Origin of the sequence: Yersinia sp. 2466 StPb PI (assembly GCF_041538325.1) — a bacterium.
Classification (GTDB): Bacteria; Pseudomonadota; Gammaproteobacteria; order Enterobacterales; family Enterobacteriaceae; genus Yersinia; species Yersinia enterocolitica_E.
In genome coordinates this window covers 4,500,726-4,519,280 of the sequence record NZ_JAULSL010000001.1, presented here as the reverse complement: position 1 = coordinate 4,519,280, position 18,555 = coordinate 4,500,726, and the positions used below count along the sequence as shown (strand labels likewise).

The window sequence follows — 18,555 nt, the reverse complement described above, 5'->3', positions numbered from 1 at the left end:
TTTATGGTGATGATAATGAGGGTGTTAAAAGTCATGTTAATACACTTCCACATAAGCCGGAAAGAACACTAACATTTTAAATGGTATTTTTTCAAGTAAGAGTTAGTCCTATTTTATTGTGCTGATTATATTTCATTTAATATTGTTATGGATGGCTGGTGTAATATTATTAATATTTATTCTTGATGGAATTTTTAGTGTTTACGTGTGGGTTTTTAAGTTTTTTTAATTTAATATTGTTTTTTAAATGGTGGTAATTTTATTTTTATAATGGTTTGTGTTATTGGGGTAATTAATGATGTTGACATGTCTTGTTTATTTTTATGTCATGTAATTGTTATATTTCCGTCATGAAAGGGTGTCATGTTTGCTTGCGAACAAAAACTGATTTATTTCGCTCACTTGTCCACAGTAATTCATTGATGTGAGCTATACGGATTTATTCAGGGGCCAATATGTTTAATAAAATCATTCGTAAGACATCGCTTGGTATTGCGCTGACATTGGCATTTAGTGCCAATACGATGGCAGTGACTGAAATTCCTTTTTGGCATTCGATGGAAGGGGAGTTAGGTGTCGAGGTTAATTCATTAGCTGACCGATTTAACCAGTCCCATAGCGACTATAAAATCGTACCTGTATATAAAGGGAACTACGAACAGAGCCTGGCGGCAGGGATAGCCGCGTTTCGCTCGGGTAAAGCCCCCGCAATCTTGCAGGTGTATGAAGTGGGCACTGCCACCATGATGGCCAGCAAGGCGATTAAGCCGGTATTCCAAGTATTTAAAGATGCCAATATCAAATTTGATGAATCGGTGTTTGTGCCAACAGTGGCCGGTTATTACACCGATGCCAAAACCGGTCACTTATTATCTCAACCATTTAACAGTTCCACTCCCGTGTTGTACTACAACAAAGATGCCTTTAAGAAAGCAGGGCTGAACCCGGATCAACCGCCAAAAACATGGCAGGAATTGGCGGCCGATACTGCAAAACTGCGCGCTGCGGGTTCAAGCTGTGGGTACGCCAGCGGCTGGCAGGGTTGGATTCAAATTGAAAACTTCAGTGCCTGGCACGGCCAACCTATTGCCAGCCGTAACAATGGCTTTGATGGCACCGATGCGGTACTGGAATTCAATAAGCCAGTACAGATTAAGCACATCCAGTTGCTGTCAGATATGAATAAAAAAGGCGATTTCACCTATTTTGGCCGCAAAGATGAGTCCACTGCCAAGTTCTATAACGGTGATTGTGCCATTACCACTGCTTCTTCAGGTTCCCTTGCGGATATTCGCCATTACGCCAAATTTAACTATGGCGTTGGCATGATGCCTTACGATTCTGACGAGAAAAATGTACCACAAAACGCCATTATCGGCGGTGCCAGTCTGTGGGTGATGGATGGCAAAGATAAAGATACTTACAAAGGTGTCGCTGAATTCCTGCAATACTTGGCTCAACCGGAAATTGCTGCTGAATGGCATCAGAAGACGGGTTATCTACCGATTACGACGGCAGCCTATGAGCTGACTAAACAGCAAGGTTTCTATGATAAGAACCCAGGTGCTGACGTGGCGACTCGCCAGATGTTGAACAAACCGCCATTGCCGTACACCAAAGGCTTGCGTCTGGGCAACATGCCACAGATCCGTACCGTGGTAGATGAAGAGTTGGAAGGGGTGTGGACCGGTAAGAAGACAGCTCAAGAAGCGTTGGATAGCGCCGTTAAACGTGGTGATGTGTTACTACGCCGCTTTGAACAAGCTAATCAATAAGGTTATTTGGCTACTCTACTTGCCAGTTTGGGTGCACTGTTCGCACCCAAACTGCCTGCGCCAATAACGCCAACAAATAGTGCTGTGCGGTATTAAATTAGGGCGTCACGTTTTCAATTAGCACGCTGGTGTAATCAATATCACATCTGAGAAACGGTTAATTTTATGTCACCTTCCCGTCCCGGTTTCTCCTGTAGTTGGTTGCCTTACCTGTTGGTATTGCCCCAACTGGCCATTACCGCTGTTTTCTTCCTGTGGCCTGCCGGGGAGGCGCTGTGGTACTCGGTACAAATGTTGGACCCTTTTGGCCTCTCCAATAAATTTGTCGGGCTGAGTAACTTTATTCAGCTTTTTCAGGATGAATACTATTTGGCTTCGTTTTATACCACGCTGATTTTTAGCTCGTTGGTGGCTGGTATTGGTTTGATTGTTTCGCTGTTTCTGGCCGCCATGGTGGATTACGTTCTGCGCGGCAGCCGTATCTATCAAACCTTAATGATTCTGCCGTATGCGGTGGCCCCTGCTATCGCTGCTGTATTGTGGATTTTCCTGTTTAATCCGGGGCTGGGGTTGATAACACATTTCCTTGCCACATTGGGTTACAACTGGAACCACGCGCAAAACAGCGGGCAGGCCATGTTCTTGGTGGTGTTGGCTTCAGTATGGAAGCAAATCAGTTATAACTTCCTGTTTTTCCTTGCCGCGCTGCAATCCATTCCGCGCTCATTGGTTGAAGCCGCTGCAATTGACGGCGCCGGACCAGTACGCCGCTTCTTTAATCTGGTGCTGCCGCTGATTTCACCGGTCAGTTTCTTCCTGCTGGTGGTGAATCTGGTCTATGCCTTCTTCGATACTTTCCCCGTTATCGATGCGGCGACGGGCGGTGGGCCGATGCAAGCCACGACGACCCTGATTTATAAAATTTATCGCGAAGGCTTTGCTGGCCTGGACTTATCTAGCTCTGCCGCTCAGTCGGTGGTGCTGATGTTACTGGTGATTGGCCTGACGGTTATCCAGTTCCGTTTTGTTGAACGTAAGGTGCGTTACCAATGATTGAGAATCGTCGTGGGCTGGACATTTTTTGTCACGTCATGCTGATTATCGGCGTGTTACTGATTTTATTCCCACTGTATGTGGCTTTTGTTGCCGCGTCGCTGGATGACACCCAAGTGTTTCAGGTGCCGATGACCCTGATCCCCGGGCCCTATTTGTGGCAGAACATTAGCCACATCTGGCATGTCGGGGTGGGGAATAACAGTGCGCCTTTCGGGTTGATGCTGTTTAACAGTTTCGTGATGGCGTTTGCGATTACTGTTGGCAAAATCACCGTGTCGATGTTGTCTGCTTATGCCATCGTTTACTTTCGCTTCCCGCTACGTAACCTGTTTTTTTGGTTGATTTTCCTGACCCTGATGCTGCCGGTGGAAGTGCGTATTTTCCCAACAATTCAGGTGATTGCGAACCTGAATATGCTCGACAGTTATACCGGGTTGACCCTGCCGCTGATGGCGTCAGCCACTGCAACGTTCTTATTCCGCCAGTTCTTTATGACCCTGCCCGATGAGCTATTGGAAGCGGCGCGCATTGACGGTGCCGGGGCGATGCGCTTTTTTTTGGATATCGTATTGCCACTATCTAAAACTAATTTGGCCGCGCTGTTTGTGATCACTTTTATCTATGGTTGGAACCAATATCTTTGGCCAATTTTGATTACCAGCGATACCTCTATGGGCACCGCGGTGGCTGGGATAAGGAGCATGATCTCTAGCTCAGGTGCGCCAACCCAATGGAATCAGGTGATGGCAGCGATGATCCTGACTTTAATTCCACCGGTCGCGGTGGTCCTTCTGATGCAGCGTTGGTTTGTACGCGGCCTGGTAGACAGTGAGAAGTAATCTGATATGGCATGTTTAAAACTTCAGGCAGTAACCAAATCTTATGACGGCGTCACGCCAGTGATTAAACAAATTGATTTAGATGTCGCCGACGGTGAATTCATCGTAATGGTTGGCCCTTCTGGCTGCGGTAAATCGACGCTGCTGCGTATGGTTGCTGGATTGGAGCGCACCACCAGTGGTGATATCTATATTGATAATCAGCGGGTTACCCATATGGAACCCAAAGATCGTGGCATCGCGATGGTGTTTCAGAACTACGCGCTGTATCCCCACATGAGTGTGTTTGACAACATGGCTTATGGCCTAAAAATTCGTGGTTTTGGCAAAGAGCAGATCCGCCAGCGAGTGGATGAAGCCGCACGTATTCTGGAACTGCAACCGCTACTAAAACGTAAACCGCGTGAACTATCTGGCGGCCAGCGGCAGCGGGTGGCAATGGGGCGGGCCATTGTGCGTGAACCGGCGGTTTTCTTGTTTGATGAGCCACTTTCCAATCTGGATGCCAAACTGCGGGTGCAGATGCGCCTTGAGCTGCAACAGTTGCACCGCCGACTAAAAACCACCAGTCTATATGTGACCCATGATCAGGTTGAGGCGATGACATTGGCTCAGCGGGTGATTGTGATGAATAAAGGGGTTGCCGAACAAATTGGTACGCCAAGCGAGGTTTACCAACGGCCAGCGACACTGTTTGTGGCCAGTTTTATCGGTTCACCGGCGATGAACCTGTTAGCTGGCACTGTCAGCCCAGATGGGCACGCCTTTATTTTATCTGATAGCCTAACTCTGCCGTTGGAACAGCCTCGGCCACAATGGGCGGATCGGCGCTTGACCCTCGGCATTCGCCCGGAGCATATTCAGCAGGTAACTTCGGCGCAGGGTATACCGATGCCACTATTGACGCTGGAATTGTTGGGTGCAGATAATCTGGCACATGGTCAGTGGGGTGGACAGAGTGTTATTGCCCGCCTATCCCACGAGGAAATGCCTGTGGTGGGCAGTACATTACATTTATATTTACCACCAACGGCGCTGCACTTTTTTGATTCAGATAGCGGACTACGGATGGAATCATGAGTAAAAACTGGCCTTACCCTTCGATCGTCGCTCACCGCGGTGGTGGTTCACTGGCACCGGAAAACACCTTAGCAGCCATTGATGTTGGCGCTCGTTATGGCCACAAGATGATTGAGTTTGACGTAAAATTATCGCACGACGGCCAGATATTTCTATTGCATGACGATACGCTGGAACGCACCAGTAATGGCTGGGGAGTTGCCGGTGATTTGTCATGGGAAAAACTTTTTCAATTAGATGCCGGAGACTGGTATAGCACAGCATTTCGTGGTGAGCGCCTGCCTCTTTTATCCGAAGTGGCAGCTCGCTGTGCACAGCATGATATGGCTGCTAATATCGAGATTAAACCCACCACTGGCACTGAAATAGCCACTGGCCGAGCTATTGCACTGGCTGCCCGCTTGTTGTGGCAAGGTCAGGCGATACCGCCGTTATTGTCCTCTTTTTCGTTTGATGCATTAGCTGCAGCCCAGCAGGCCGCACCTGAGCTGCCACGTGGTTTATTGTTGGATAAATGGGATGACAACTGGCAGGCGATGACCCGTCAGTTGGATTGTGTCTCTTTGCACATTAACTACAAACAGTTGACCGCGGAGCGAGTAGCGTTACTCAAAGCCGCCGGGCTGCGTATTTTGGTCTATACCGTCAACCAACCAGCGCGTGCGCAGGAATTGTTAAAGTGGGGCGTTGACTGTATCTGTACTGACCGTATAGATTTGATATGCCCTCGTCCTTGAAGCTACAGGGGCGTTAGCTTGCTGCCTACCTGTAACCCCAATGACTTTGATATAAATAAAACAGGAAACAGAGTAGGTCAGCCATTCTTACATTTACGGGCTGGTCTGGCCCGGCTTGACAGGAAGTGAACCATGCCCGCCTTTGTTATTTCGCTCTGGCACCAGATTGTGTTGTCTTCACCGTTATTTGTGCTGCTTGCGCTGGGTTACTGTTTGGTACGATTTGGTAAGTGGCCCTCTGCCATAACTGATGGCCTGACCCGCTTTGTTTTCTCCCTCGCATTGCCCGCTATGCTGTTTCGTATGATGTGCGATTTCTCTGAGCGCCCAGCGGTGGATGCACGCCTGCTGATTGCCTTTTTTGGTAGTTGTCTAGTGGTGTTTGTTATCGGGCGGATTGTTGCCAGCCGGATATTTCATCTGGATGGCGTGTCCGGTTCCGTTTTTGCCCTCGGCGGCATTTTCTCTAATAACGTGATGCTGGGCCTGCCTATTGCCACCATTATGTTGGGGGAGAAATCTATCCCAGCAGTGGCGCTGGTTTTGGTGTTTAACGGCCTGATCCTCTGGACATTAGTCACCATCTCGGTGGAGTGGGCGCGCAATGGCTCGCCAACACTGGAGGGCTTTGCGAAAACTGCTCGTAGCGTGCTGACTAACCCTCTGATTATAGGAATTATTTCCGGCACTTTATTCAGCCTGACTGGTCTGCAATTACCGCAGTTTATTGATCAACCTGTAACCATGTTAGGGCAGGTAGCACCGCCGTTGTCGCTGATTGTATTGGGAATGGGGCTGGCGGAATATCGCGTCACGGAAGGCTGGCAAATCAGCAGTGCGATCTGTTTTCTCAAATTGATTGTTCAGCCGATGGTGATCTGGGCATTGGCATGGGCGATGGGCCTGCCAGCGCTGGAAACGCAGGTGGTGGTATTACTGGGGTCAATGGCTACCGGCGTGAATGTGTATCTGATGTCACGCCAGTTTAATGTACTGACTGGCCCAGCCGCCGCCAGTTTGGTGATGTCTACAGTGCTTGCCGCGGTCACAACACCGTTAATCCTGACCATTATCGGCGTGGGAATGTAACTCTTAGGTGATTATTGGAATAGTACCTGAGATGAAGATAGTTCGACTGGGTTAAATACGAGCAGATGTAAACCTAGTTTGTGCAAAGTTGCGTTGTGGCTTCCGCTACAATTGCACTTTATCATTCTCAATGAGCCAAACTATCGTGTTGTTACTGGTCGTTACCACCATTTTATGGGCATTTTCATTTAGCCTGATTGGCGAATATCTGGCAGGACAGGTGGATAGTTGGTTCTCTGTGCTAATGCGGGTTGGGCTAGCCGCGCTGGTCTTTTTGCCGTTCTTGCGCTGGAAAAACATCCACTGGCGGGTGATTCTGCTGTACATGGCCGTGGGCTCAATTCAGTTAGGTATCATGTACTTGTTCAGCTTCCGTGCCTATCTCTACCTGACGGTACCGGAATTCTTGCTGTTCACGGTGATGACCCCGCTGTATGTCACTTTGATCTATGATTTACTGCGCCGCCAGCGTCTGCGCTGGGGCTATGCTCTGAGTGCGTTACTGGCAGTAGTCGGGGCGGCTATCATTCGCTACGACCATTTGAGCGAGCATTTTTGGTGGGGGTTACTGCTGGTTCAGGCGGCAAACCTCTGTTTTGCCATCGGACAAGTGGGCTACAAACGCTTGATGGAAGTCCACCCGATCCCACAGCATGTGGCATTCTCATGGTTCTATATTGGTGCTTTCGCCGTCGCGGTTGTTGCCTGGTTTGCCTTTGGTAACCCACAAAAACTACCCACGACGCAATTGCAGTGGGGCGTGTTGGTGTGGCTGGGCGTCGGGGCTTCTGCGCTAGGTTATTTCATGTGGAACTATGGCGCGACACAAGTCGATGCTGGCACCTTGGGGATCATGAATAACGTGCATGTTCCGGCTGGGCTGCTGGTGAATCTGGCGATTTGGCAAGAAAAGCCCCATTGGCCCAGTTTTATCATTGGGGCCATTGTGATAATGGCTTCGCTATGGGTACACCGGCGTTGGGTCGCTCCGCATTCTTTACAAACGGCAGACTCTCGCAAGCGTGTTGCCGGGCCGAACGAATAAAAGCTTCAGTAACCGGTTGGCGCTGCTCTCCATCACGGACGGCCGCGTATAACCGGCTCCATAAACCATTTCCCAGCGTTTTAGTGACGACCAATCCCTGACGTTCGAAACTCTCTACCACCCAATGTGGTAGGGCGGCGATCCCCATGCGTGCTGACACCATTTGAATCAGTAGCAAAGTATTATCCACATTCTTCAGCGGCGGATTTACCCCCGCGGGTTGCAGGAAATGCCGCCAGACATCTAACCGTTGCCGCTGTACCGGATAAATCATTAACACTTCTTGCGCTAAATCTTCCGGCTCGATGCGGGCCTTATTGGCTAATGGGTGGTCTGGTGCCAGCACCAGACGCACCTCAAAATCAAACATTGGCGAATAGTGCAGACCACTGCGCGGCAAGATATCTGATGTCAGCACCAGATCCAGCTCCCCTTGCTGCAAGGCGGGTTGAGGATCGAAAGTCACGCCTGATTGGAAGTCCATCGCCACTTGCGGCCAGTTTTTGTGGAAGTTATCCAAGGCAGGTGCCAGCCACTGAATACAGCTATGGCATTCGATGGCGATGCGCAGCGCAGTTTGGTGCGGCTCATTGCAGGTTTGCAGTGCCTGTTTAATTTGTGGCAGCACTTGTTCTGCGAGTTGTAACAAGATCTCTCCCTGCGTAGTGAAACGTAGCGGCTGGCTTTTACGCACAAACAGACGGTAGCCCAGACGTTGTTCCAGATCGCTGAATTGATGAGACAAGGCCGATTGTGTCTGATGAAGTTGCGTTGCCGCCGCCGCCAGCGAGCCGGTATTACGCAAAGCTTGCAGGGTGCGTAAGTGTTTCAGTTCGATCATGAGAGTCCTTCACAGTGACAGTGAACAAAATGCGCTTGTGGATTATACAGTACCTGCTGATTATGGATGTGTAAACATCTGGATGGCTAAATGGGAAATATGACGATGACAATTTTAAATCACACACTGGGTTTTCCGCGTGTAGGTCTGAAACGTGAACTGAAAAAAGCACAAGAAAGTTACTGGGCAGGCAACTCCACGCAAGAAGAACTGCTCAATGTGGGTCGTGAATTGCGCGCCCGCCATTGGCAACAGCAGCAGCAAGCAGGTATTGATTTGGTGCCGGTCGGTGACTTCGCGTGGTATGACCATGTATTGACCACCAGCCTGCTGTTGGGCAACGTCCCAGAGCGCCATCAAAATACGGATGGTTCTATTGATTTGGATACGCTCTTCCGTATTGGCCGTGGCCGTGCACCAACCGGTAAGCCTGCGGCAGCGGCGGAAATGACTAAATGGTTTAACACCAATTATCACTACATGGTGCCAGAGTTCCAACTAGGTCAGCAGTTCAAACTGGGCTGGATTCAACTGCTGGATGAGGTGGACGAAGCGCTGGCATTAGGTCACAAAATCAAACCAGTATTGCTGGGCCCGGTAACGTATCTGTGGCTGGGTAAAGTTAAAGGCGAGCAGTTTGACCGTCTCTCTCTGCTGCAAGATATCCTCCCGGTGTACCAACAAGTGCTGGCTGAATTAGCGAAACGTGGCATTGAGTGGGTACAGATTGACGAACCTGCACTGGTACTGGAGTTACCACCAGAGTGGCTGGACGCTTATCAGTCGGCTTATCAGGTGCTGGAAGGCAAGGTTAAATTGTTGCTGACCACCTATTTCGACAGCATCGGCCATAACCTTGACGTTATCCGTGAGTTGCCAGTGCAAGGTCTGCATGTTGATGTGGTTGCAGGCAAAGATGATATTGCTGTTCTGGATACAAAATTGCCAAAAGGGTGGCTGCTCTCGCTGGGGGTGATTAATGGCCGTAACGTGTGGCGTGCTGACCTTAGCAACTGGTTCGAGCGCCTGCAACCACAGGTTAATGGTCGCCCATTATGGTTGGGTAGCTCTTGCTCCTTATTACACAGCCCGATTGATTTAAGTGAAGAAACACGTCTTGATGCAGAAGTGAAAAGCTGGTTTGCCTTTGCGCTGCAAAAATGCGCTGAACTGGCATTATTAACACAAGCGTTAAACACGCCGAGCGAAGCCAAATTGGCCGAACTGGCAGCGTACAGTGCACCGATCCGTGTCCGTCAATCCTCCAGCCGTGTACATAATCCGCAGGTGGAACAACGTCTGGCGGCCATTACTGCGCAGGATATTGAACGTCAATTGCCTTATGAAGGCCGAGCTGAAGCGCAGCGTAAGCGCTTTAACTTACCAGCCTGGCCAACCACCACTATCGGTTCATTCCCGCAAACTACTGAGATCCGTGGCCTGCGTCTGGACTTCAAGCAAGGCCGTTTGGATGGGAAAAACTACCGCACAGGTATCAGCGAACATATCAAGCAAGCCATTGCTGAACAGGAGCGTTTAGGTCTGGACGTATTGGTTCATGGTGAAGCAGAACGTAATGATATGGTTGAATATTTTGGCGAACATCTGGATGGATTCGTTTTTACCCAAAATGGTTGGGTGCAGAGCTACGGTTCCCGTTGTGTTAAGCCGCCAGTGATTATTGGTGACATCAGCCGCCCGCAAGCTATCACGGTTGAATGGGCCAAATATGCTCAATCGCTGACGGACAAACCAGTAAAAGGCATGTTGACCGGCCCGGTCACTATCCTGTGTTGGTCATTCCCGCGCGAAGATGTTAGCCGTGAAACCATCGCCAAACAAATTGCACTGGCGCTGCGTGATGAAGTGGAAGATCTGGAGAAAGCCGGTATTGGTATCATCCAGATTGATGAACCTGCGCTGCGTGAAGGCTTACCCCTGCGCCGTGCCGATTGGCAAGCGTATCTACAATGGGCCGTCGATGCCTTTAAACTGAATGCGGCTGTCGCGCAGAATGACACCCAGATTCATACTCATATGTGTTATTGCGAGTTTAATGACATCATGGATTCCATTGCTGCGCTGGATGCCGATGTGATTACCATTGAAACCTCTCGCTCCGATATGGAATTGCTCGAGTCATTCGAAGATTTTGCTTATCCGAATGAAATTGGGCCCGGCGTTTATGATATTCACTCACCGAATGTGCCAAGTGTGGAGTGGATTGAAGCATTACTACGTAAAGCCGCTCAACGTATCCCGGCAGAACGTTTGTGGGTTAACCCGGATTGTGGTTTGAAAACCCGTGGTTGGCCAGAAACCCGTCAGGCACTGGCAAACATGGTACTGGCTGCGCAGCGTTTGCGTGCAGAACAACTCTGATGCTATCTCAGTCTAATCGTTAAATTCTGGGCGCATCTCGCGCCCTTTTTATTGCCGTTATTTCACTTATTCAGATATGGGATTGGCGGCAACACCATGTTGATCAAACCAATCGAGCATCCGCTGCCAGCCATCCAGTGCGGATTCGGCGTGATAACTTGGGCGGTAGTCAGCATTAAAAGCATGCCCAGCATCTGGATAAACAATGATTTCTGCATCGGCATTTGCTGCACGTAATGCCTGACGCATAGTATCGATATGTTCTTGCGTAATACTGCCATCTTTGCCGCCATACAACCCTAGCACCGGAGCATTGAGATCAATCGCGACATCAACCGGAGATTTGGGTAACAGTAAGGTTTTTTCACCGACCAGTTTGCCATACCAAGCCACTGCCGCTTTTAACTGTGGGTTATGGGCCGCATACAACCACGCAATCCGTCCACCCCAGCAAAATCCGGTAATGGCCAGTTTACTGGTATCCCCACCATGGCGTGATGCCCAATGCGCTGCATGATCAAGATCCACCATAACCTGACGGTCTGGCACTTTACCCACCAGATTTTTCACTAATGCATTGATGTCATCATATTCTTTGGCATCGCCTTGGCGGAAGAACAGCTCAGGTGCAATGGCCAGATACCCCTGTTTAGCTAGTCTGCGGCAGATATCCTGAATATGCTCATGTACGCCAAAGATTTCTTGCACGACAATAACCACCGGATATGACCCGTTTTGCTGGGCCGGTTTGGCAATATAGGCCGGTAATTCATCGCCCTGAGACGGAATGGTGGTTTCTGTGCAGTGAATACCTTGTTGATCGGTATGGCGGGTCGTCGAGGCCAGTGGGCCTACCGCAGAGGTGAAACCGTCTGCCGCCTGCCTGGGAGTCATAAGTTGATCAGTTTTCACTGTAGTCTCCTTGCGATATGAGAAAAAATTACCGAGTTGAATTACCCATTACTCCCCGATTTTTGCTATTGCCGAGTTTAACTATAGGTAATCTTTGAGATTAATGAGATCAGGTTTTTTGTAATTATAATTTTTGGTGATTCATATCTTGAATTTTATAACTCAGACTAATAGTTGATAGAGTTTAACAATCGATAGAAGTTAGCAATTGATAGCAGTTAGCAATTGATAGCAGGATATTGGTCTATCATTCCTGCTTATAGAGAAATATACCTTTCGTACTTGGCGTTGCAGTGGTGTTAGCTGCAACTGTAATCAGCTTGGGTATAATTGTCATTTCTCGCCAGCTTTGTCTAAAAAATAGTCTTAACTGCCATTAAATGTGATTTTTGTCACATTTAAAATGTATCGTGTAATTCATTTCTTTTGGCAAGGTGACTGTCATCACGAAATAAAGTGATAATTTTGAGTAAAGTATTTCTTTGCACCTCCCTACAACATCTCTCATGAAAGAGGACTCTCACACATGGCTAAATCTGACGTTTTTCACTTGGGCCTGACTAAAAATGATCTGCAAGGGGCGACTCTGGCTATCGTTCCGGGTGATCCACAGCGTGTTGAGAAAATCGCTAAATTGATGGATAACCCAGTACATTTGGCCTCTCATCGTGAATTTACTTCGTGGCGCGCCGAATTGGATGGCAAAGCAGTGATCGTCTGCTCAACGGGTATCGGTGGCCCATCGACTTCTATTGCGGTTGAAGAGCTGGCACAGCTTGGTGTACGGACTTTCCTACGTATTGGTACCACTGGTGCTATTCAGCCACATATTAATGTTGGTGATGTGTTGGTTACCACCGCCGCTGTGCGTTTAGACGGAGCCAGCCTGCACTTTGCGCCGATGGAGTTCCCAGCAGTGGCTGACTTTACCTGTACCACTGCATTAGTTAATGCTGCCAAATCAGTGGGGGCGACTACTCATATTGGTGTGACCGCCTCTTCCGATACCTTCTATCCGGGGCAGGAGCGTTATGACACCTTCTCTGGTCGTGTTGTCAGCCGTTTTAAAGGCTCCATGGAAGAATGGCAATCTATGGGCGTGATGAATTATGAAATGGAATCTGCAACCTTGCTCACCATGTGTGCCAGCCAGGGCTTGCGCGCCGGCATGGTCGCAGGGGTAATTGTAAATCGCACCCAGCAAGAGATCCCAAACGAAGAAACTATGAAAGCGACTGAAAGTGACGCGGTGAAAATTGTGGTAGAAGCAGCTCGTCATTTGATCTAGGCCCGCCGTCTGAGCTAATAGCGACGATTGGCGAGTCAACAAACTGTCTGTTATCGGGTCAGTCTTCTGGCCCGTTTTTTATTTTTCCGGTTTATCTGCTAAGGTCATCACTCTTATAAAGAACAATAATAAGAGGAAAATATGACGAAAACTGCTCTATCCCATCCCTCCCTAATCGCACTTGATGGCGGTATTAATTTTCGTGACCTTGGCGGTAATCAGGCTGCTGATGGGCGGTGTATCAAGCGCGGATTGCTGTTCCGCTCAGGTTCACTCGACCGCTTAAGTACCAGAGATTGTGATTTCCTCAGTAGTGGCTCCGTCGCTCAAATTCTTGATTATCGCGATGCCGATGAAGTTCAGGCTAAACCAGATGTGGTGTGGACTGGCGCCAGTTATCACAATATTCCGGCCAACCCGCTGAGCAGTGAAGTCAATGCCAATTTGGAAAAACTGACTAACGAGACATTAGCGGCATTTGATGCCCGTGGTTTTATGTTAGAGCTTTATCGCCGGCTGCCTTTTAATAATCAAGCCTATAAACAACTGGTTGGATTGTTGCAAAATTGCGCATCTTCGGAGCATGCTGCTGCGGGTGTGGTACAACATTGTGCTGTCGGGAAAGACCGTACTGGTATTGGTTCTGCACTGGTGTTATTTGCCTTGGGTGCCGATGAATCGACGGTATTGGAAGATTATCTGTTGACTGAAACCACTCTGGCCCCTTTCCGTGAGCATATGCTGGCAGAGTTGGCACTCAAACTGAATGACCAAGCGTTAGGGCAATTCGCTTTTGTCTTATCGGCCAAAGAAGAGTTTATTCAAACTGCTCTGCGTAGTATTCAACAGCGTTATGGTAGTCGTGAACAGTGGTTGCAACAGGAGTTCGGCCTGGGTAGCGCTGAGCGCAAAAAGTTACAGTCCTATTTTTTAGAGTAGTGGTTTATCTACCCGCACTCTTTCTGATCTTTATGATATTGAGTCACCACTGGGTGGCTCTTTTTAACCGCTTAATGATACAAACTACCGCTTAACCAGATCGCTGATATTTCTCTTAGGGGTCAGGCGTATGTTAACGCCTGACAAATTCCCTGGAGAGAATGCTCATGCAACATGCGATTACCTTTGTTATCGCTTCAGCGTGTATCCTTATGATCTGCTACCGTTTATACGGTATCTTTTTTGTTCGTAAGGTTTTGCGCGTCGATGACAGTGAAGTAACACCTTCCCACACCTTCGAAGATGGTAAAGATTACGTTCCAACTAAAAAATGGGTGAACTTTGGTAGCCACTTTGCGGCAATCGCTGCGGCTGGTCCATTGGTCGGCCCTGTGCTGGCAGCCCAATATGGTTATTTACCTGGTTTTCTGTGGTTGCTGATCGGTTGTGTGATCGGCGGCGCGGTTCACGATACGGTTGTGCTGTTTGCTTCCATGAAACATCAGGGGAAATCCCTGTCGGAAGTGGCAAAATCAGAGCTTGGTCCGGTTGCTGGCTGGTGTACTGGTCTGGCAATGTTGTTCATCATTACTATTACCATGGCCGGGTTGTCGATGGTGGTGGTACATGCACTGGAACGTAACCCTTGGGGTACTTTCGCCGTGTTCATGACAATCCCTATCGCTATCTGCGTTGGCTTATGGGAGCGCATGACTGGCAGCATGAAGGGCGCTTCTTATGTCGGTATCGCTGCTATCATGGTGTGCGTATTTGTCGGCCCTTATATTGAAGGAACCTGGCTGGGCGATTGGTTAATGCTGAAAGCGGATACCGTCAGTATCATCCTGCCAATGTATGCTTTCTTTGCGACCGCCCTCCCTGTGTGGATGCTATTAACCCCTCGTGGTTATCTTTCCAGCTTTATGAAGATCGGTGTATTCGGTGCGTTGATTGTTGGAGTTGTATTTATTAACCCTGAAATTCAATTCCCGGCATTGACCCAGTTTATTCATGGTGGAGGCCCGGTGTTGGCAGGCCCAGTCTGGCCGTTTATCTCTATTACCATTGCCTGTGGTGCCATTTCTGGTTTCCATGCCTTTATCGGCTCAGGGACAACACCAAAACAGATCGACAAATGGAGTGATATCTTACCCGTCGGCTTTGGTGCGATGCTGGCCGAATGTATGGTTGGGGTTATGGCCTTGATCGCGGCAACCTCCTTGCATCCTGCTGACTACTTTGCGATTAACTCTTCCGCTGAAGCCTGGAGCATGCTCGGTATGGAAGTGGTGAACTTGCCAAAACTGAGTCAGGAAATTGGCCTGGATCTCTATGGTCGTACCGGTGGTGCGGTAACCTTAGCTGTTGGTATGACGGATATCTTCATTCGTGTGCCATGGTTCAGCAGTCTGGCGGCTTACTTCTTCCAATTTGTTGTTATGTTTGAAGCGGTATTTATTCTGACCGCTGTTGACTCCGGCACGCGTGTTGCTCGTTATCTGCTGCAAGACTTCTTAGGTGATATTTGGGCACCACTGAAACGTACTGATTGGTTACCAGGTACATTGGCATGCAGTGTTATTGCCTGCGCACTGTGGGGTTACCTGCTTAACTCAGGTGATATCAACTCTGTCTGGGCGTTATTCGGCGTATCAAACCAATTAATGGCTTCTGTTGGTTTAATCATTGGTGCCACTATTATTCTGCGGTTGGCAACCAAACGTATTTACATGCTGACCTGTGTTATTCCACTGGCCTATCTGTTTGTAACCGTAAACTATGCTGGTTACTGGATGATCACTCACGTGTATTTCAACTCAGCAGCTAAGGGCTACAATCTGTTCAATGGCATCATCTCGATTATTATGATGACACTGGGCGTCATTATCCTGATATCAGCACTGAAAAAATGGCGTGAATTGTGGATCCGCCGCTCTGCTGAAATAGCTGGCAATAAAGTAGTGACGGCTAACGCCTGATATCTTTGATTCATTGCATTAACCTGCACTCTTTCTTACTCGAAGTTGCAGTGTGGCTAGTGGCTCCGGCTTAAACGAATCACTGACTTGAGTCAGATTATTAGGATTCGTTCGTTGGCAGCCTTGCTGTAACGGCAATGATCTTGAGTCTATAAACGGTCGGAATCTTCCGGCCGTTTATTTTTTGTTAAACAAAGATCACGACACATTGGGTATGCTAATAGCAACTATGTTGCTAACAGGAAAATGCATGTGACCCTGAATGATGTCATTACTATCGTTATCGATTTTGTTCGTGAACACGAAGCATGGGCGATTCCTATCGTCTTTATCCTGGCTTTTGGTGAGTCGCTAGCTTTTCTTTCTTTACTGCTACCTGCAACGGTCATCTTGCTCGGATTGGGGGCGCTAATTGGTGAAAGTGGTATCTCTTTCTGGCCCATTTGGGCCGCTGCTGCGGCAGGTGCTTTCTTTGGCGACTGGCTCTCCTATTGGGTTGGTGTCCATTACAAAGACCGAGTAGGCACTTTGTGGCCACTTTCTCGCAATCCTCAGTTACTCGTTCGTGGCCATGCATTCTTTGAGCGTTGGGGATTCTTTGGCGCGTTTATTGGCCGCTTCTTTGGCCCACTACGCGCAGTTGTTCCTTTGGTTGCCGGGATCTGTGCTATGCCAAAGTTCTACTTTCAGTTAGCCAACATCACTTCCGCTCTAATTTGGGCCTTCGGTATTCTGGCTCCGGGCGCGTTCGGCATTCAATGGCTATCTCACTGGATAGATTAAGTACGTAAGTGGCACGCCGTTCGTCAATGGATAGCTGTTTTAACCTATTTGGGGTCGCAAGGTGAGCGTTTTTTGGACTGTGTGTTATTTATGCGCACAGCTTCGCAAGATAGCATGTAACGGAAAAACACTCTGGACATCCATACAGTATCCCCTTACCTTGACTGACAATAGGTTAATGGGGAGATAACCGTGGATATCAGTTTATTTTATGGACTGGCAGGCTGCCTTATCGGTGGACTTATTGGTTGGCTAATTGCCAGCTTGTACCAGCAACGGAATAAAGCGCAACAGGATATAGAACGGCGATTACTAGAGCAGTCCTTACAGCAGGCGCAGCAGAATATTGTCGAGCTACAAACTGCTTTACAGCGCAATGAGCAGCAATTACGGCAAGATGAATTGGAACAACGTAGTTTGCACAGCCAATTGGCAGCAAATGCTGAAAAACTGCAACAGTTAGCTCATTGGCGTAATGAATGTGATCAACTCAATCAAGAACTCCGTGCTCAAAGAGAAGTGAATAGCGCCCAAGAGGCGGAACTGCGCGAAGTCACTATCCGTTTGGAAGAAACACGTCTGACTGGCGAGGAAAAACAGCGACTTCTCATTAACAGTGAACAGCGGCTGACCACACAATTCGAAAATCTGGCGAACCGCATCTTTGAACAAACTGGCCGTCGTGCGGACGAACAAAATAAACAAAGTCTGGACCGCTTATTACTGCCTTTACGGGAACAGTTGGATGGTTTCCGCCGTCAGGTTCAGGATAGCTTTGGACAAGAAGCCAGAGAGCGCCACACGCTGACCCATGAAATACGCAGTCTGCAACAATTGAATGCTCAAATGGCGCGAGAAGCACTAAACCTGACTAAAGCACTGAAAGGTGATAATAAAACGCAGGGGAACTGGGGGGAAGTCGTTCTGGCTAAAGTGCTTGAAGCTTCTGGGCTGCGTGAAGGTTATGAGTATCAAACTCAGGTAAGTGTAAAGCTTGATAGCAACAGTCGTATGCAGCCAGATGTCATTGTGCGCTTACCACAGGGTAAAGATGTGGTGATTGACGCTAAAATGTCGTTGGTTGCATATGAGCGCTATTTTAATAGCGAAGATGACGCTGAGCGAGAAGTAGCACTCAATGAGCATTTATCATCGCTGCGCGCCCATATTAGAATGTTAGGCCGTAAGGATTACCAACAACTTCCGGGGTTGCGGTCGCTTGATTATGTATTGATGTTTATTCCGGTGGAACCTGCATTTCTGGTGGCCATTGATCGCCAGCCAGAGTTGATAAGTGAAGCACTACAGCACAATATTATGTTGGTTAGCCCGACAACATTGCTGGTGGCTTTGCGGACGATTACTAATTTATGGCGTTACGAGCATCAAAGCCAGAATGCACAGCGTATTGCCGATAGGGCAGCCAAACTCTATGACAAGTTGCGCTTATTTGTTGATGATATGGAGTCGTTGGGGCAAAGCCTCGATAAAGCGCACCTAAGTTATCGTCAGGCAATGAACAAACTGTCGCAAGGCCGTGGTAACCTGATTGGGCAAGTAGAAAGTTTTCGCACTCTGGGGGTCGAGGTAAAACGGCCTATTAGCCCATTACTGGCAGAAAGAGCCAGCGCTGAGCATCAACCAGAAGGCGATTTAGCGCTATCTGATGATGCTGAGTCAGAGACATATCCAAAGCAATCAGGATTGCAGTAAGGCAACATGAGTGGCACCGCTGAGTTAGCTTATAATCAGTGACGCGGATGAGAGCTACTAATGCCGCTGTAGTTTTGTGTAAGAAGGATATAAATGA

Annotated in this window: 15 protein-coding genes; 13 read left to right on the top strand and 2 right to left on the bottom strand. The window is 48.5% G+C overall.

Annotated features, from left to right (window positions below):
* Window positions 1-455: 455 nt before the first annotated feature.
* From ugpB to Q2T72_RS20365, 7 genes are all read left to right on the top strand, one after another.
* Window positions 456-1,775, top strand: coding sequence for a sn-glycerol-3-phosphate ABC transporter substrate-binding protein UgpB (gene ugpB, locus Q2T72_RS20395; protein ID WP_083161988.1), 1,320 nt, complete (start codon window positions 456-458; stop codon window positions 1,773-1,775).
* A gap of 165 nt (window positions 1,776-1,940) precedes the next feature.
* A complete protein-coding gene (gene ugpA, locus Q2T72_RS20390) occupies window positions 1,941-2,828 on the top strand; it encodes a sn-glycerol-3-phosphate ABC transporter permease UgpA (protein WP_083161990.1) in 888 nt (295 codons plus the stop codon).
* Complete coding sequence (ugpE, locus tag Q2T72_RS20385; protein WP_372569745.1) at window positions 2,825-3,670, top strand: sn-glycerol-3-phosphate ABC transporter permease UgpE; 846 nt, start codon at window positions 2,825-2,827, stop codon at window positions 3,668-3,670. Before ugpA ends, ugpE begins: the two co-directional genes overlap by 4 nt.
* 6 nt (window positions 3,671-3,676) lie before the next feature.
* The gene (locus Q2T72_RS20380; protein WP_083161994.1) at window positions 3,677-4,750 is read left to right on the top strand and encodes a sn-glycerol-3-phosphate import ATP-binding protein UgpC; all 1,074 of its coding nucleotides are present in this window, start codon (window positions 3,677-3,679) and stop codon (window positions 4,748-4,750) included.
* Complete coding sequence (gene ugpQ / locus Q2T72_RS20375; RefSeq protein ID WP_083161996.1) at window positions 4,747-5,487, top strand: glycerophosphodiester phosphodiesterase; 741 nt, start codon at window positions 4,747-4,749, stop codon at window positions 5,485-5,487. Before Q2T72_RS20380 ends, ugpQ begins: the two co-directional genes overlap by 4 nt.
* A 132-nt stretch (window positions 5,488-5,619) precedes the next feature.
* Window positions 5,620-6,576, top strand: coding sequence for an AEC family transporter (locus Q2T72_RS20370; protein ID WP_083161997.1), 957 nt, complete (start codon window positions 5,620-5,622; stop codon window positions 6,574-6,576).
* A gap of 145 nt (window positions 6,577-6,721) precedes the next feature.
* Window positions 6,722-7,621 carry a carboxylate/amino acid/amine transporter gene (locus tag Q2T72_RS20365; protein WP_032906902.1) on the top strand — a complete coding sequence of 300 codons (900 nt, stop codon included), beginning with the start codon at window positions 6,722-6,724 and terminating at the stop codon, window positions 7,619-7,621.
* Here the strand turns inward: Q2T72_RS20365 and metR are convergent.
* Window positions 7,509-8,462, bottom strand: coding sequence for an HTH-type transcriptional regulator MetR (gene metR, locus Q2T72_RS20360; protein ID WP_083161998.1), 954 nt, complete (start codon window positions 8,460-8,462; stop codon window positions 7,509-7,511). The genes Q2T72_RS20365 and metR overlap by 113 nt on opposite strands.
* 105 nt (window positions 8,463-8,567) lie before the next feature.
* Between metR and metE the strand changes: the two genes are divergently transcribed.
* Complete coding sequence (metE, locus tag Q2T72_RS20355) at window positions 8,568-10,844, top strand: 5-methyltetrahydropteroyltriglutamate--homocysteine S-methyltransferase (protein WP_372569744.1); 2,277 nt, start codon at window positions 8,568-8,570, stop codon at window positions 10,842-10,844.
* Window positions 10,845-10,910: 66 nt separating this feature from the next.
* On the opposite strand, the gene Q2T72_RS20350 is transcribed toward metE, so the two are convergent.
* Window positions 10,911-11,756: a dienelactone hydrolase family protein gene (locus tag Q2T72_RS20350; protein ID WP_372569743.1), complete on the bottom strand. Its 846-nt coding sequence runs from the start codon at window positions 11,754-11,756 to the stop codon at window positions 10,911-10,913.
* Window positions 11,757-12,282: 526 nt separating this feature from the next.
* Here Q2T72_RS20350 and udp point away from each other — a divergent pair.
* The 5 genes from udp (at window position 12,283) to rmuC (ending at window position 18,458) form a co-directional block, all read left to right on the top strand.
* Window positions 12,283-13,044 carry a uridine phosphorylase gene (gene udp / locus Q2T72_RS20345; protein ID WP_005187884.1) on the top strand — a complete coding sequence of 254 codons (762 nt, stop codon included), beginning with the start codon at window positions 12,283-12,285 and terminating at the stop codon, window positions 13,042-13,044.
* A 141-nt stretch (window positions 13,045-13,185) separates the two neighbouring features.
* Window positions 13,186-13,983 (top strand): tyrosine-protein phosphatase, encoded by a 798-nt coding sequence (locus Q2T72_RS20340; protein ID WP_372569742.1) that lies wholly within the window; start codon window positions 13,186-13,188, stop codon window positions 13,981-13,983.
* 167 nt (window positions 13,984-14,150) lie between these two features.
* Window positions 14,151-15,962, top strand: coding sequence for a carbon starvation protein A (locus tag Q2T72_RS20335; RefSeq protein ID WP_372569741.1), 1,812 nt, complete (start codon window positions 14,151-14,153; stop codon window positions 15,960-15,962).
* Window positions 15,963-16,214: 252 nt separating this feature from the next.
* Window positions 16,215-16,745, top strand: coding sequence for a DedA family protein (locus tag Q2T72_RS20330; protein ID WP_083164014.1), 531 nt, complete (start codon window positions 16,215-16,217; stop codon window positions 16,743-16,745).
* Between the two features lie 192 nt (window positions 16,746-16,937).
* On the top strand, window positions 16,938-18,458 hold the full coding sequence (rmuC, locus tag Q2T72_RS20325) for a DNA recombination protein RmuC (RefSeq protein WP_193784764.1): 1,521 nt from the start codon (window positions 16,938-16,940) through the stop codon (window positions 18,456-18,458).
* The last annotated feature ends 97 nt before the right edge of the window (window positions 18,459-18,555 follow it).